Source organism: Streptomyces sp. NPDC001985, from assembly GCF_040296845.1.
GTDB lineage: Bacteria > Actinomycetota > Actinomycetes > Streptomycetales > Streptomycetaceae > Streptomyces.
In genome coordinates, this window is record NZ_JBEOYB010000008.1 from 23325 (window position 1) to 38223 (window position 14899).

A 14899-nucleotide genomic window follows, 5' to 3' on the forward strand; every position below is an offset into this window, starting at 1 on the left:
GCGGTGCTCAGGTGCCGGTGAGGTGCTCGGGCCGGACCGGGGTCCGGTTGAGTTCCAGTCCGGTGGCGTCGCGGATCGCCGCGAGGACGGCCGGGGTGGAGGACAGGGTCGGGGCCTCGCCGACGCCGCGCAGCCCGTAGGGGCTGTGGCTGTCGGCGAGTTCGAGGATGTCGACGGGGATGGCCGGGGTGTCGAGGATGGTGGGGATCAGATAGTCGGTGAAGGACGGGTTGCGGACCCGCGCGGTCTCCGGGTCGATCAGGATCTCCTCCATGACCGCCATTCCGACGCCCTGGGTGGTGCCGCCCTGGATCTGGCCGGCGACGGCGAGCGGGTTGAGCGCCTTGCCGACGTCCTGGGCGCAGGCCAGTTCGACCACCTTCACCAGGCCGAGTTCGGTGTCGACCTCGACGACCGCGCGGTGGGCGGCGAAGGAGTGCTGCACATGGCCGTGGCCCTGTCCGGTGACCCGGTCGAAGGGCTCCGTGGGCCGGTGCCGCCACTCCACCTCCGCCTCGACCACCGCGTCGGCGAGGACCTCGGCGAGATCGGCGAGCGGTTCGCCGCCGTCGGTGACGACCCGGCCGCCCTCCAGGCGCAGTCCGGCGGTGGCCCAGGCGGGGTGGGCGGCGCCGAATCTGCGCCGGCCCAGCTCCAGGACCTGCTCCCGGACCCGCTCGCAGGCGTGCCGGACGGCCCCGCCGGTGACATAGGTCTGGCGGGAGGCGGAGGTGCCGCCGGCCGATCCGATACGGGTGTCGGCGGGCTCGATGGTGACCTGGGCGATGCCCAGTTCGGTGCGGGCGATCTGGGCGTGGACGGTGACTCCGCCCTGACCGACCTCGGCCATCGCGGTGTGGACGGTCGCCGCGGGCACCCCGCCGACCGCGGCGACGCGGACCCGGGCGGTGGAGTAGTCGTCGAAGCCCTCGGAGAAGCCGACGTTCTTGATGCCCACCGCGTAGCCGACGCCCCGGACGACGCCCTCGCCGTGGGTGGTGTTGGAGAGGCCGCCGGGCAGGGCGCGGACATCCGGGGCTCCGCCGGCGACCTCCCACGGGCGCTCGGGCGGCAGCGGGCGGGCCTTGACCCGGCGGAGCAGTTCGGCGACGGGCGCCGGGGAGTCCACGGGCTGTCCGGTGGGCAGCAGGGTGCCCTGTTCCATGGCGTTGAGCCGGCGGAACTCCACCGGGTCCAGGCCCAGTCTCGCCGCGACCCGGTCCATCTGGGCCTCGTACGCGAAGCAGGCCTGGACCGCGCCGAAGCCGCGCATGGCCCCGCAGGGCGGGTTGTTGGTGTAGAGGGCGAGGGCCTCGATGTCGACGTGGTCGACGGCGTAGGGGCCGATGGAGAGGGAGGCGGCGTTGCCGGTGACGGCGGGGGACGAGGAGGCGTAGGCGCCGCCGTCGAGGACGATCCGGCAGCGGACGTGGGTGAGCCGGCCGTCGCGGGTCGCGCCGTGTTCGTAGCTGAGGCGGGCGGGGTGCCGGTGGACATGCCCGAAGAAGGACTCGAACCGGTTGTAGACCATTTTGATGGGTCTTCCGGTGCGCAGGGCGAGCAGACAGGCGTGGATCTGCATCGACAGATCCTCCCGGCCGCCGAAGGCGCCGCCGACGCCGGAGAGGGTCATCCGCACCTTCTCCTCGGGCAGTCCGAGGACGGGGGCGATCTGGGCGAGGTCGGAGTGGAGCCACTGGGTGGCGATGTACAGCTCCACGCCGCCGTCGTCGGCGGGGACGGCGAGCCCGGACTCGGGGCCCAGGAACGCCTGGTCCTGCATGCCGAAGACGTACTCGCCGCGCACGATCACATCGGCGCGGAGCGCGGCGGCCCCGGCGTCGCCCCGGACGATGGGCTGGCGGTGGACGACATTGGGGTGCGGCACATGCGGGGCGTGGTGGTCGGTGCGGTGCTCGTGGACGAGGGGCGCGCCGGGCGCGGTGGCGGACGCCTCGTCGGTGACCAGCGGCAGCGGGGCGTACTCGACTCTGATCCTCGCGGCGGCCCGGCGGGCGGTCTCGGGGTGGTCGGCGGCGACGAGGGCGACGGGTTCGCCGTGGTGGCGGACCTTGCCGTGGGCGAGTACGGGGGTGTCCCGGATCTCCAGTCCGTAGTGCTTGACCGGTGCGGGCAGGTCGTCGTGGGTGAGGACGGCGTGCACCCCGGGGGTGGCGAGGGCCTCGGAGGTGTCGATGGCGCGGATGGCGGCGTGGGCGGTGGTGGAGCGCAGGGTGTGGCCCCAGAGCATGGACTCGTGCCACATGTCGGAGGCGTAGGCGAACTCGCCGGTGACCTTGAGCAGGCCGTCGGGGCGGAGGGTGGACTCGCCGATGCCGCCCGTGGTGGGGGTGGACTGGGTGAGGCCGCCGGGGGTGCCGCCGGGGTTCACCGGTCGCCGCCTTCCTGGCGCGCGGCGGCGAGCCGGACGGCGTCGAGGATCTTCTCGTAGCCGGTGCAGCGGCAGAGGTTGCCGGAGAGGGCCTCGCGGATGTCGGCGTCGGACGGCCGGGGGGTGCGTTCCAGCAGGTCGTCGGCGGCGACCAGCAGGCCGGGGGTGCAGAAGCCGCACTGGACGGCCCCGGCGTCGATGAAGGCGCGCTGGACGGCGGAGAGGGGGGCTCCCGGGTCGGTGGGGGTCCACTGCCGGGCGTCCTGGAGGCAGGTGCCGGGGGCGGTCCGCCCGGCGCGCCGGGCGGCGTGGTCGGCGAGCCCTTCGACGGTGACGATGTCACGGCCCTCGGCCTGGCCCGCGGCGACCAGGCAGGAGCAGACGGCCACTCCGTCGAGCCGGACCGTGCAGGAGCCGCACTCGCCCTGCTCGCAGGCGTTTTTCGAGCCGGGGAGACCGAGGCGCTCACGCAGGAGGTAGAGCAGGCTCTCGCCCTCCCACACATCGTCGGCCCGCTGGGGGCGGCCGTTGACCGTCAGATTCACCCGCATGGGGCACTCCCCTTCCCGCTGTTCTCCCCGCTGTTCTTCCCGCCGTACGACGCCCAGGTCCAGGTCAGGGTGCGGCGGGCCATGACACCCACCGCGTGGCGGCGGTAGGCGGCGGTGCCGCGCACATCGTCGATGGGCCGGCAGCCGTCGGCGGCGAGCCGGGCGAACCGGCGGGTGATCGAGGGGGTGAGGGGTTTGCGGCTCTCCCAGAAGCCGCCGTCCTCCAGGGCGGCGCCGAGGAACTCCTCCGCCGCCGCGGCCCGCACGGGGGTGGGGGCCGCGGAGCCGATGCCGGTGCGGACCGTGCGGCCGCGGGGATGGAGGGCGAGGCCGAAGGCGCAGACGGCGATCACCATGGCGTTGCGGGTGCCGACCTTGGAGAACTGCTGGGGTCCGTCGGCGGTGGCGATGTGGACGGCTCTGATCAGTTCGTCGGGGGCCAGCGCGTTGCGTTTGACGCCGGTGTAGAAGGCGTCGATGGGGATGCGGCGGCTGCCGCGCACCGACGCGGCCTCGACCTCGGCGCCGGCCGCGAGCAGCGCCGGATGGGCGTCCCCGGCGGGGGAGGCGGTGCCCAGGTTGCCGCCGACGCCGCCCCGGTTGCGGATCTGCGGGGAGGCCACGGTGTGCGCGGCGAGCGCGAGCCCCGGCAGCGGGGTGCGCAGCTCCTCCAGGATGCGGGTGTACGGGACGGACGCGCCGAGCCGGACGGTGGACTCGCCGGTCTCCCACTCCTGGAGTTCGGTGATCCGGCCGAGGTCCAGGAGGTAGTCGGGTCTGCGGTGGTCGAAGTTGATCTCGACCATCACATCGGTGCCGCCCGCGATGGGCACGGCGGTGGGGTGCGCCGCCTTCGCGGCGAGCGCCTCCTCCCAGGTGGCGGGGCGAAGGAAGTCCATGAAGGCTCATTTCTGCGTCACCGCGCGGCGGCAGTCGCCGCACCGGGGCCGGCCCCGCGCTGCCGGTGTGATCCGGGTCTCCGTCCCTGTATCAGTACACAGCGGGCGCCGGGCCCGGAGCAGTCACCGAAACCATGAAGGAATTGGCTGGCCACCACGGGCATCTTGTAGATTCGAACGAAAAGCGGGGTTCGGTCGTGGAGCTGATCCCCCAGGGACACCGTGGCCACACGCCACTGGCGAGAACACGACGGATCGGCGAGGGCGAGATGCGGCTGCGCGCACTGCTGGAGAACGACGCGCTGGGGCTGCGGCTGCTCGGCGGCGGGGACGAGCTGGACCGCGGGGTGCGCGGGGTGATGACCACGGATCTGCGGGACCCGAGCCGCTATCTGTCGGGCGGGGAGCTGGTGCTGACGGGGCTGGCGTGGCGGCACTCGCCCGAGGACTCCGAGCCCTTCGTACGGATTCTGGCGGCGGCGCAGGTCGCCGCGGTGGCGGCGGGCGAGGCGGAGCTGGGCGCGGTCCCGGAGGATCTGGTGGCGGCGTGCGAGCGCCACCGGCTGCCGCTGTTCGCGGTCAACGAGTCCGTGGCCTTCGCGACGATCACCGAGTACGTGGTGCGCCAGGTCTCCGGCGAGCGGGCCGGGGATCTGGCCGCGGTGGTGGACCGGCACCGGCGGCTGATGACCTCCGGTCCGGCGGGCGGGGGACCGGACGCCGTCCTCGATCTCCTCGGCTCCGATCTGGATCTGCGGGCCTGGGTGCTCTCGCCGACGGGGCGGCTGATCGCGGGGGCGGAGGGGCCGCCGCCCGCACCGGTGCGGGCGGCGCTGGCGGGTGACCATCTGGCGGCGGTCCGGGGAGGGCGGCCGGGGCCGCACCGGGCGGTGGTGGAGTCCACGGCGTACTCCCTCTTCCCGGTCGGCGGGGCGGCCGGGAAGGGCGCGGTGCCGGGCGCGGCCGATGCGCGCGGAAGCGTGCTCTCCGGCTGGCTGCTGGCGGTGGAGGCCGACGCGGGCGACTGGCCCGCCGAGCGGCTCGACCTGCTCCAGGGGGTGACCCAGCTGATCGCGGTGGAGCGCGAGCGGCGGGAGGCCGACCGGACGGTCCGCAGAAGGCTCGCCCAGGAGGTTCTGGAGCTGGTCCAGACGAGTGCGGCGCCCGCCGAGATCGCGGCGCGGCTGCGGGCGGCGGCGCCGGTGCTGCTGCCGGGGCTGGAGGCGGCCCCGCACTGGCAGGTGGTGGTCGCCCGGGTCGAGTGGGAGTCCGGGGGGGCCGGGGCGGAGACGGGAGCCGCCGCGCAGGCCCTGCTGGAGGAGATCCTGGTCGACCCGGCCGCCCCGGGGCCGGAGCCGGCCGACCGGATCGCGGTGGCCCGGGCCGGGGGCGAGGCGATCGCCCTGCTGCCGCTGCCGCCCGCTCCTTCGGCGGAGGGTGCCCCGGCGGTCCATGAGGGGCTGCACGCGGACGCCCTCCTCGCCTCGGCCGGGGAGCCGCTGACGGCCGGGCTCGCCGGGGACGGGCGGCTGACGATCGGGGTGAGCGCCTCGGTCAGCTCGGCGGAGGGGCTGCGGGGGGCGCTGGAGGAGGCGCGGCACGCGCGGCGGGTGGCGGCGGCGCGCCCGGGGCGGGTCTCGGCGGCCGGTCACCACGAGCTGGCGTCGCATGTGCTGCTGCTCCCGTTCGTCCCGGACGATGTGCGGCGGGCCTTCACGGCCCGGCTGCTGGACCCGCTGCGGGAGTACGACCGCCGCCACCGGGCGGAGTTGGTACCGACGCTGGAGGCGTTTCTGGAGAGCGACGGGTCGTGGACGCGGTGCGCGCAGCGGCTCCACCTGCATGTGAACACCCTGCGGTACCGTGTCGGCCGCATCGAGCAGCTGACGGGCCGTGACCTCTCGCGACTGGAGGACAAGCTCGACTTTTTCCTGGCCCTCCGCATGAGCTGACCCCACCCCCTCCCGCGCCTCAACCCCCGGCGGGGCGGGCCTTCCCCAGCCCGTCCGGGGGCATCTCCCAGAGGCAGCTCCGCGGGAGATTGAGGACGGACCCCGCCCCCCGGGCGCCCGGGCCCGACACAGCAGCCCGCCCGGCGCATGAGCTGACCCCACCCCCTCCCGCGCCTCAATCCCCGGCGGGGCGGGGTCCCGTGCGGCGGGGGGGGCGCCGGGGTCATGAGGTGGCGGAGGTCAGGCTTCGGAAGGGGCCCTCCCGGGCCGACAGCTCCTCCCACTCCCCCTCCTCCACCACCCTCCCCCCCTCCAGCACCGCCACCCTCCCCGCCCGCCGGATCGTCCGCGCCCGGTGCGCGATCACCACCGTCGTGCACGACGGCAGCCCCGCCGCCACCTCCGCCTCCCCCACCCCGTCCAGCCGGGCCGTCGTCTCGTCCAGAATCAGCACCCTGGGCTCGGTCAGCAGCGCCCGGGCCAGCGCCACCCGGGCGCGCTGGCCGCCCGAGAGCGTCGCCCCCCGCTCACCCACCGGGGTCCCGTACCCCTGGGGCAGGGCGAGCGCGATCCGGTCCACCCCGGTCGCCGCCGCCACCTCCCGCAGCCGCCCGTCGCTCGCGTCGGGCGCGCCGAGCCGGAGGTTGTCCGCCAGGGTTCCGTGGAACAGCGGCGCGTCCTGCCCCACCACGGCCACCGTCCGCCGCAGCTCCCGCTCCGGGATCTCCCGCAGATCGACGCTCTCACCGCCCTCCCCCACCAGCTCCACGCTCCCCTCCACCGGGTCCCAGAACCGCGCCAGCAGATGCGCGCAGGTCGACTTCCCCGCCCCGGAGGCCCCGACCAGCGCCAGCGTCCGGCCCGCCGGGACGGACAGGTCGAGTCCGTCGAGCACCGGCGCCCCGCCGTAGTCGAAGCGGACGCCCCGGAGCCGTATCCCGAGCGGCCCCGGCGGCACGGCACCCGGCGCCGACGGCTCCGGCGCCCCGGCGGGCGCCCGTACCGCCGCGCCCACCCGCGCCGCCGCGGCCCGCAGCCCGGCCGCCTGCCCCAGCGCCGCCGCCGAGTCGGCCACCGGGGCCAGCACCCCGAGCGCCAGCGCCATCGCGGCCGGCGCCCAGGCCCCGGGCACCCGCCACCCGGCGACCACGACCACCCCCACGACCGCCGCCACCACCAGCAGATCGCGGACCGCCGCCGCGTCCGCCTCCCGGGACTGCTCGGCCCGCTGGGCCTCCCCGAGCCGCCGCCCGGCGGCCCGCAGCCGCGCACGCCGCGCCTCCAGCGCCCCGAAGGCGAGGAGTTCCCGCAGCCCGTCGACGCTCTCCACCGCGTCGGCGGAGAGCCGGGCCGCCGCCTCCCGGGTGCGGGCCGCCCGCGCCGCGCGCCCCCGTCCCTCCAGCAGCGGCCCGAGCGCCAGCAGACCGGCGACCGGCAGCACGGCCGCCGCCAGCCATGGCTCCACCGCCGCGAGCACCGCCACCCCGCTCCCGAACACCACACCCGAGGCGAGCAGTTGCGCCACGGCGTGGGCGTAGAAGAACTCCAGCGCCTCCACATCCCCCATCGCCGCCGACGCGAGATCCCCGCTGCGCCGCCCGGCGATCCGCGCGGGCGCGCTCCGCGCCAGCCCGTCGAAGACCCGGATGCGCAGCTCGGCGAGGACCCGGTAGGCGAGATCGTGCGAGAGGTCCATCTCCCACCAGGTGGCGAACGCCCGCAGCAGCACCAGGCCGATGAGCGCGGCGAGCACCCCGGGCCCGGGCGGCGCCGACTCCAGGACCGCCGTGCCGACGGTGTGGGCGGCGAGGGCGACCAGCGCCACGAGCGCCGACTGCCCGGCGAGCGCGGCACAGACCGTCCGTACGGTCATGCCCCGGTGCGCCCCGAGGACCGGCAGCAGCGCGCGCAGCGCACCGGACGGGGGCGTGGGTGTCTGAAGGGTGGCGCTCACGCGGCCCGCACCGCCTCGACCAGCCGTGCGTACACCCCGTCGCGGGCGAGCAGTTCGCCGTGCCCGCCGACCGCCTCCACCCGTCCGCCGTCGAGGACCACGATCCGGTCGGCGTGCCGCACGGACGCCAGCCGGTGGGCGACGACCAGACAGGTCCGCCCCTCGGCCGCCCGTATCAGCTCCCGGACGATGCCGGCCTCCCGCCGTTCGTCGACCGCGCTGGTCGCCTCGTCCAGCACCAGGACGGGCGCGTCGGCCAGCAGCGCGCGGGCCAGGGCGAGGCGCTGGCGCTGCCCGCCGGAGAGCGTGGAGCCGCGCTCGCCGATCACCGTGCCGTATCCGCCGGGCAGCCCGAGTATCTCGTCGTGGATGCCCGCGGTCCGCGCCGCCGTGCGCAGTTCGGCGTCGGTGGCCTCCGGCCGGCCGAGCCGGAGGTTGGCGGCGACGGAGTCGTGGAAGAGATAGGTGTCCTGGGAGACGACGGCGATCCGGCGCCGGAGCGTCGCGAGGGTGTACGCGGTGGTGGCGGCGGTGCCCACGGCGATGTGCCCGCTGTCCGGGTCGCCGTGGCGCAGCAGCAGCCCGAGGAGGGTCGACTTGCCGGCGCCGGAGGGGCCGACGACGGCGGTGGTGCGTCCGGCGGGCGCGGTGAAGGTGACCCCGGCGAGCGCGGGTTCCCCGGCGCCCGGGTGGGTGAAGTGAACGTCCTCGAAGCGGACTTCGGGGGCGGTCGCCCAGTCGGCGGCGAGCACGCCCTCGTCGGGGACGGCGTCCGGCGCGGTGCGCAGCCGGGCGATGCCGTCCGCCGCCGAGATGCCCAGATAGCCGGCGTGCCATTCGCGGGAGAGGTCGCGTACGGGCCGGAAGCACTCGGACGCCAGCAGGAGTACGAGGTAGGTGCCGGTCGCGGCGGTCTCCCCGGAGGCCGCGGAGGCGCAGGCGACGAGGACGGCGGCCACCGTCCCGCCCTGGACGGCGAGATCGGTGATCCCGGTGTCCACGAGCGAGACCCGGAGCTTGGCGACGGTCGCGCGGTGGAGCGTCCCGGAGCGCTCCTCCAGCCGGGCCCTCACCCGGCCCACCGCTCCGGCGGCGCGGAGTTCGGGCATGCCCTGGAGGTACTCCAGATAGTCGGCGGAGAGGGCTTCGTAGGCGCCCCAGTGCTGTTGGCCGCGCCGCTCCAGCAGCCGGTCCCACCAGCGGGGCGCGAGGAGCGCGAGGACCACGGCGGGGGCGAGGACGGCCGCGGCCCAGGGTTCGACGGCGGCGACGGCGGCCAGCAGCAGGGGCGGGAGGGCGCAGGTCACCAGCGACTGCGGCAGATAGCGGGAGACATAGGCGTCGACGCCCTCCACCCCGTCCACGAGCGTCGCCCGCACGGCTCCGGCGCGGGCACCGGCCTGCCGGGGCGGCCCGGTGCGCCCGATCCGCCGCAGCAGGTCGTCGCGGAGTCCGGTGCGGACCGCCGCGCCGGCCCGGACGGCGGTGCGGCGCTGGAGCCGGGAGAGGACCGCCCGCAGCAGTACGGCCACGAGGACCCCGCCGAGCAGGGCGGGGAGCGGATCGGTGGCGCCGCGCGCGATGCCCGCGAGGGCGAGGGCGAGCAGCACGGCCTGGGCGAGATGGGTGGCGGCGACGGCGGCGAGGAGCGCGGTGGCCTGAAGCAGGGGGCGGCGGGCGGTCAGGCCCGCGCGCAGCAGCTCCGGGTGGAACATCATGAGGTCTCTTCTTCCGTGGTGGTGCGGCTGCGGCTCAGGGCGAGCCCGTGAACAACCCAGTCCCGGCCGGGCTCCTCACCGAGGGCGGCGCCCAGGTCGGCGCGTTGCCAGGAGCCGATGGGCCGGGAGGCGAGGCCGAGCGCGGTCGCGGTGAGCTGGGCCCGGCCGGCGCCGAGGCCGGCGAGGAGGTGATCCCGCAGGACGCGCCGGGGTCCGGCGCCGGAGGGGCAGCCCCGGGCGATGAGCACGGCGCCGGCCCCGGCGATCCAGCCCTGACGGGCGGCCCAGACGGCGAGTGTCGGGAGGACCTCCCCGGTGGCGATGGCGCGGAGGCCGCCGCCGGGCGCGGACTCGGCCAGGCCCGGTTCCGCGCCGCCGAGGGCGAGGCACCAGCGCGGCCCCCGGGGCCCCGCGCTCTCGGCGGCCCGCAGCACCCGCGCGAGCGCGGCCCGGCCGGGGGGCGCGGCGAAGGAGCCGAGCGCGGCGGGGCCGGCGCTCCGGCGCCGCCGGATCACCTCGGCGCGGACCCCCGCGGGTGGCGGAGCCGTCCACTCCCCGTCCGCCTCCTCGCCCAGCGCCCCCAGCACCCGCCGTGCCTCAGCCAACTCCCCCGTGCCCTCGCCTCCCCGGTCCCGGCCTCCCCCCACCGCTCTCCACCGCCCGCCTCCGCCCTCACTCACATCCACCTCCACCCGGAGCCCCGGCCCCACCACCCCGGCCGGCCCGGCGCCTGAGGGCCCGCCCGCGCCCCGGACGCCCGGGGATTCACCGCACCCCGCACCCCGGACGCCCGGGGATTCACCGCACCCGGCACCGGCGAGCACCCCCGCCACCGCGTGCCCCAGGTCCAGCACGCCCAGCACCCATCCCCGGTGCCCGTACCGCCCCACCAGCGCCTCCGGCCTCACTCCCAGCACCACGAGGGCCCCGGCGCCCGCGGGCTCCCCCGGCCCGCCCGCCCGGAACATCCGGTGACCGCGCGGGTCGTATCCGTACCGCCCCGGGGGGACCCCGTGCCCCGCGCCGAGGAGCAGGTGGGCCTCGACGGGGTGCAGGGCGCCCGCCGACGGGACCGGGCGCAGCCGGTCGCCCGCGAGGGACAGCCCGAGGACCCGGTCGAGCGGGGCGGGCAGGGCCAGAGGCTCCCCGGACCACCGGGGCCCCCCGCCCGCGTGCCCGCCCGTTCCCGGCGCGGGGACCTCCGCCGACCGCGCCCGCGCCAGTGCGCGGTGTATCAGCGACGACATGACGTCCTCCCCTTCTCACATGTGCGGCGGCGGCACGAGCGTGAAGTCCCCCGGGCCCCGCGGCACCCCGGTCCGCCACCCGCGCTCCACCCCCGCCCGGCCGAAGCGCGGCGAGCCGAAGTACCCGAAGGCGGCGGGGGCGTTCGGCACAAGCCCGGAGACCAGCACGCGGGCCACCCGCAGGGGCGTCTCGGCGATGTCCTCCGTCGTCAGGTCGAGCGTGATCACCCGGTGCCCGCCGGCCGCGAGGCGCGCGTCGAGCGCGGCCCGCCCGCCCGCCGCCACATCGCCGACGCCGACCACCCCGAGCGCGGGCCGGGTGAAGCGGCGGGCGAGCGGCGCGGTGCGCGGGTCCAGCCACACCTGCACATGCGCCCCGAGGTCGCGCACGGCCCCGAAGTCCTCGCCGCAGTCGTCCAGATAACGCCGGTCGGCGCGGTGGTCGAGATAGAGCCCCCGGGCCAGGGTCCCGGCCTCGACGGCCCGGAACACCCATCCGTCGGCGTCGATCGCGCCCTGGGTGAAGACCCAGGTGTGGACGGCCTCCAGGACGGCCTTGCGGGCGGCGTCGGCCGGGTCGTACCGGCAGGCGAACCCGGCGGCGTACAGGGAGCGCGCCGGATCGTGCACCAGCGCGGCCATGCAGGGCGCGAACTCCGACGGCAGCTCCACGATCCACACATCGAGCGCGGACCCCTCCAGATCCCGGGCGAGGCCGGGCACGGAGGCGGGGTCGATGCCCCGGGCGGGTCCGTCGAGATGCCACCACAGCTCCAGGGCGTCCCGCTCGACGACTTCGAGCAGCCCGCGCTCGACGGCGTCGCCGAGGCCCTGGCCGGTGGCGATGCCCGCGTAGTTGAGGTGGTGGGTACGGGGCAGTTCGCGCAGCGCTCCCTGGCGCCAGTTGAGGTGGGTGAGGGCGACGGGGGCCCAGCACTCCTCTCCGTCCTCCCGGGCCCGGGCCCAGAGCGCGGGGGTGTCCGGGGTGAGGGGGCGGTAGGGGAAGCGGGGGCGGGCGAGCTGCCAGTCGGCGTACGCGGGCAGCTCCCCGGGTCCGTACAGCCGGCGCCCCTCGGCGAGGAGTTCGGCGGCGGTGGCGCGGCGGGGGGCGTCCGGGTGTCCGGCCGGGGGCAGCCGGTTGCCGCAGTAGCGCTCGACGGCCTCGGCGACGGCGGCGGTCCTCGCGCCCGCCGGGTCGCCGAAGGTGGTGCCGAGGGAGACCCGGTCGGCGGGCCAGGCGCCGAAGCGGCGGGCGTCGGAGACCTCGGCGGTCATGGCGGTGTAGCGGGGCGGGGCGCCGGGCGGATGGGGTACGGGGCCGACCGCGCGGATCACTCCGCAGACGGGGTCCACGAGGTCGTCGGGGCTCAGGGCGGGCAGCGGGGTCATGTGCAGTTCTCCTGTACGGGGTTGACGCGCCGGCCGGGTCCGGTGGCGAGGAGCAGGGCGCTGCCGTCCATGCGCACGGACCGGTACGAGGGCAGCAGCCGGGTCGCGGTCACCGGGTCCTCCCCGGTGTGCGGGTTGCGGGCGTGGGCCGGGAAGTGGTGTCCGGCGATCTCCAGCCGGAGGCGGGTCCCGGGGGCGAGCCGGCGGGCGAGGTGCCCGAGGGGGACGGTGAACTCCGCGCTCCGGCCGGCCGGGTCGGCGCGGCGGGCGGTGCCGAGGGCGAGGGGCTGGGCGCGGCCCCGGGGGTCGAGGGCGGTGAGCCGGACGAACCAGTCGGCGGCCGGGGTGTCGGCGGTGGCGCGGAGCCGGGCCTCGGCGGGGCCGAAGAGGTCGAGGGGGCGGGGCAGCGGCGGGGTGAGGAGGAGGGCGCGGTCGGGGGCGCGGTGGGCGGGGATGTCCAGGCGGTCGGAGCGGACGGGGTGGCCGGGGTCGGCGAGGAAGTCCCCGCCGTGGAGGAGGCGGAGCCCCTCGGGATGGCCGAAGGGGCGGGACACGGTGGGCGGGGCGGGGTCGGGCGCGTACCAGTGCGGGCTGTCGCCGAGGGCGACGGCGCCGCGCCGGCCCGCCGCGAGGGTGCCGTCGAGGGCGGCCCTGGCCCAGCGGACGTACAGCCCGCCCAGGTTGATCCGGTGGGCGGCGCGGGCCTCGGGGGCCGGGTTCGCGGTGAGGGCGTGGCCCCAGGGGCCGAGCAGCAGCCGCGCGGGACCGCCCCAGGCACGCCAGAGGCGGAGGGTGTCGGCGGCGAAGGGGTCGCGGGTGCCGCCGACGGCGAGGAGGGGCGGCCGGGCGGCCGGGGCGCGGGAGACCAGCAGGTCGCGGGGGCCGGTGTGCCAGAGGGCGGGCCAGGAGGGCAGGGGCCGCCCGAGGCGCTCGGGGAGCGTGGTGACCGGGAGGTGTTCGAGCAGCCGGGGGTCGGAGGCGAGGGCCCGGTCGAGGGCGGCGGGGTCGGAGTCGGCCCGGTCGCCGTGCGCGGCCCACCAGCCGGCGCGGCCGAGCAGCCGCTCCGCCCCGGAGGGTTCGCGGGCGGTCTCGGCGGGGCCGAGCGCGGGTACGGCGGCGATCACGGCGTCGGGGCGTCCGGCGGGGTCGTCCGCCGCCGGGCCGCTGTGGTCGCCGAGGGCGGCGGTGAGGGCGCAGTACGCGGCGTAGGAGGCCCCGACGGTGACGATCCGCCCGTCGGACCAGGGCTGTTCGCGCATCCAGCGGAGGGTGGCGGCGGTGTCGGCGGCCTCGGAGCGGTAGGGGTGCCAGGTGCCGGTGTCCGCGGCCGTGTGCCGGCCGCGGACGTCCTGGAGTACGGCGGCGAATCCGCGGGTGGTCCAGGCGCGGGCTTCGGGGAGGTGGTGGCGGAGGTCGTAGGGGGTGCGGAGGAGGACGGCGGGGATGGCTCGGGCGCGGGTTTCGGGGAGGGTGAGGTGGGGGTGGGGGTGGGGGGTCATGGGTGTGCCGGTGCGGGCGCCGGCGAAACCCCGGGCGCCCCGGGTACGGGCCGGTCCACACACGCCGGACCGGCTGAAACGACCGGTGCGGGCGCCGGCGAAACCCCGGGCGCCCCGGGTACGGGCCGGTCCACACACGCCGGACCGGCTGAAACGACCGGTGCGGGGAGGTTCCCGAGTGCCGGATCGGTCGGTGGGACAGGGAGGACGGGGTGGGTGGTCAGGGCGAGGCGGGGGAGGGTGAGGAGGCGGAGGTGGCGGTGGGGGGTGTGCGGGGAGGCCGCCCAGGCGAGGAGATCGGCGGTGAGGAGTCCCGCCGTCAGGGCCGCCGACGCGGGGGTGTGGGCCGGGGCGGGGGACTCGGCGCGCGGGCCCGCCCAGTAGGCGGCGAGTTCGCGGTGGGCGGGGGTCGCGGCCAGCCGGCGGAGGCGCAGATGCGCGGAGGTCACATCGCCGGGGGCCGCCGCGAGGGGCTCCACATGGACCAGGGCGCCCTCGCGGTGGCAGCGCAGCCAGGCGATGCCCCGGGACGGCAGCAGGTCGGCCTCGTCCCAGAGCCCGGGTGGCACGGGCCCGTCCAGACACCACACCACGGCGGTGCGTCCGTCGCCGGGCGGCGGCCCCGGCGGCCCCGGCAGCGGGGAGTCCGGCCCGAGGTGCCGTATCTCTCCGCCCTCGGAACGGACTTGGCGGGCGAGCGGCTCGGTGAGCACCGGATCGCCCACGAGGTGGACCCGGTGCCCGCTCAGACCGCCCCGGTCCGGGGCGCCGTCCCCGGCGAGGTATCCGGCCGCCGCGAAGGCGGCCGTGAGCCGGGCGGCCCCCGGGTCCCGCCCGGCGGGCGCCCCGTCCAGCGCCGCGAGGAGCGCGGCCTCGCTCACGCCCCCCGTGTCGACCCGGAGGAACTCCCCCTCGGGAGTGCGGACCGCGAGCCCCCGCCCGGGGACGGAGAGCAGGGCGACTCCGGGGGCGAGCCGCTCACCGGACGGGAGGGGTGGAGGGGGCGGGAGGGACATGGGAGTGCTCCAGGGATCGGCGGATTCACCGGGAAGGGCGGAGGGCGGAGAGGGCGGACCCGCCCGGAAGCGGGAGAGCTGTCCGGGCGGGCCCTGGTGCGGACCGGCGGGGAGGCGGTCCGCCCGTACGGCTACTTGTCGCTGTCGGCGCCCGCGTCCACCGCCGCGTCGTCCCCGTCGAACGGGTTCTCCACGAGGGCGTTGGAGTGGGTCGCGGAGAGATGGGCGAGCTGCCCCTGCTCGGCGATCGGGGTGAACACCTTGTGCTGCTCCATGGGTTGA

At 77.2% G+C, this 14899-nt stretch carries 11 protein-coding genes; 1 reads left to right on the forward strand and 10 read right to left on the reverse strand.

Annotated elements, in window-relative coordinates; all coding sequences use genetic code 11:
• Nucleotides 1–7: 7 nt before the first annotated feature.
• Genes ABT122_RS05150 through ABT122_RS05160 form a run of 3 tightly spaced genes read right to left on the reverse strand, consistent with a single transcriptional unit; the run spans nt 8 to nt 3842 of the window.
• Nucleotides 8–2392, reverse strand: coding sequence for a xanthine dehydrogenase family protein molybdopterin-binding subunit (locus ABT122_RS05150; protein WP_351545548.1), 2385 nt, complete (start codon nt 2390–2392; stop codon nt 8–10).
• Entirely contained in the window at nt 2389–2943 is a 555-nt protein-coding gene (locus ABT122_RS05155; protein WP_351545549.1) for a (2Fe-2S)-binding protein, read from the reverse strand. Before ABT122_RS05155 ends, ABT122_RS05150 begins: the two co-directional genes overlap by 4 nt.
• The gene (locus tag ABT122_RS05160; protein WP_351545551.1) at nt 2934–3842 is read right to left on the reverse strand and encodes an FAD binding domain-containing protein; all 909 of its coding nucleotides are present in this window, start codon (nt 3840–3842) and stop codon (nt 2934–2936) included. Before ABT122_RS05160 ends, ABT122_RS05155 begins: the two co-directional genes overlap by 10 nt.
• 269 nt (nt 3843–4111) lie before the next feature.
• On the opposite strand from ABT122_RS05160, the gene ABT122_RS05165 reads away from it, so the two are divergent.
• On the forward strand, nt 4112–5794 hold the full coding sequence (locus ABT122_RS05165) for a PucR family transcriptional regulator (protein WP_351545846.1): 1683 nt from the start codon (nt 4112–4114) through the stop codon (nt 5792–5794).
• 223 nt (nt 5795–6017) lie between these two features.
• On the opposite strand, the gene ABT122_RS05170 is transcribed toward ABT122_RS05165, so the two are convergent.
• The 7 genes from ABT122_RS05170 to amiA form a co-directional block, all read right to left on the reverse strand.
• The gene (locus ABT122_RS05170; RefSeq protein ID WP_351545849.1) at nt 6018–7667 is read right to left on the reverse strand and encodes an ABC transporter ATP-binding protein; all 1650 of its coding nucleotides are present in this window, start codon (nt 7665–7667) and stop codon (nt 6018–6020) included.
• A gap of 77 nt (nt 7668–7744) precedes the next feature.
• Nucleotides 7745–9466: an ABC transporter ATP-binding protein/permease gene (locus ABT122_RS05175; RefSeq protein WP_351545553.1), complete on the reverse strand. Its 1722-nt coding sequence runs from the start codon at nt 9464–9466 to the stop codon at nt 7745–7747.
• Complete coding sequence (locus ABT122_RS05180) at nt 9463–10713, reverse strand: nitroreductase (RefSeq protein ID WP_351545556.1); 1251 nt, start codon at nt 10711–10713, stop codon at nt 9463–9465. The genes ABT122_RS05175 and ABT122_RS05180 overlap by 4 nt, the downstream gene beginning before the upstream one ends.
• A 15-nt stretch (nt 10714–10728) precedes the next feature.
• Complete coding sequence (locus ABT122_RS05185) at nt 10729–12102, reverse strand: YcaO-like family protein (protein ID WP_351545559.1); 1374 nt, start codon at nt 12100–12102, stop codon at nt 10729–10731.
• Complete coding sequence (locus ABT122_RS05190; RefSeq protein WP_351545561.1) at nt 12099–13601, reverse strand: CocE/NonD family hydrolase; 1503 nt, start codon at nt 13599–13601, stop codon at nt 12099–12101. Before ABT122_RS05190 ends, ABT122_RS05185 begins: the two co-directional genes overlap by 4 nt.
• Entirely contained in the window at nt 13598–14617 is a 1020-nt protein-coding gene (locus ABT122_RS05195; protein ID WP_351545564.1) for a hypothetical protein, read from the reverse strand. The genes ABT122_RS05190 and ABT122_RS05195 overlap by 4 nt, the downstream gene beginning before the upstream one ends.
• Nucleotides 14618–14748: 131 nt before the next feature.
• Nucleotides 14749–14892, reverse strand: a complete 144-nt coding sequence (gene amiA / locus ABT122_RS05200) for a streptamidine family RiPP (RefSeq protein WP_351545567.1) — start codon at nt 14890–14892, stop codon at nt 14749–14751.
• Nucleotides 14893–14899: the final 7 nt, after the last annotated feature.

Excerpts from the sequence above, each read along its gene's own strand:
- ABT122_RS05155 (WP_351545549.1), bottom strand. The coding sequence starts at position 2,943 with ATGCGGGTGAATCTGACGGTCAACGGCCGCCCCCAGCGGGCCGACGAT.
- ABT122_RS05160 (WP_351545551.1), bottom strand. The coding sequence starts at position 3,842 with ATGGACTTCCTTCGCCCCGCCACCTGGGAGGAGGCGCTCGCCGCGAAG.
- ABT122_RS05165 (WP_351545846.1), top strand. The coding sequence starts at position 4,112 with ATGCGGCTGCGCGCACTGCTGGAGAACGACGCGCTGGGGCTGCGGCTG.
- ABT122_RS05170 (WP_351545849.1), bottom strand. The coding sequence starts at position 7,667 with ATGACCGTACGGACGGTCTGTGCCGCGCTCGCCGGGCAGTCGGCGCTC.
- ABT122_RS05175 (WP_351545553.1), bottom strand. The coding sequence starts at position 9,466 with ATGATGTTCCACCCGGAGCTGCTGCGCGCGGGCCTGACCGCCCGCCGC.
- ABT122_RS05180 (WP_351545556.1), bottom strand. The coding sequence starts at position 10,713 with ATGTCGTCGCTGATACACCGCGCACTGGCGCGGGCGCGGTCGGCGGAG.
- ABT122_RS05185 (WP_351545559.1), bottom strand. The coding sequence starts at position 12,102 with ATGACCCCGCTGCCCGCCCTGAGCCCCGACGACCTCGTGGACCCCGTC.
- ABT122_RS05190 (WP_351545561.1), bottom strand. The coding sequence starts at position 13,601 with ATGACCCCCCACCCCCACCCCCACCTCACCCTCCCCGAAACCCGCGCC.
- ABT122_RS05195 (WP_351545564.1), bottom strand. The coding sequence starts at position 14,617 with ATGTCCCTCCCGCCCCCTCCACCCCTCCCGTCCGGTGAGCGGCTCGCC.
- amiA (WP_351545567.1), bottom strand. The coding sequence starts at position 14,892 with ATGGAGCAGCACAAGGTGTTCACCCCGATCGCCGAGCAGGGGCAGCTC.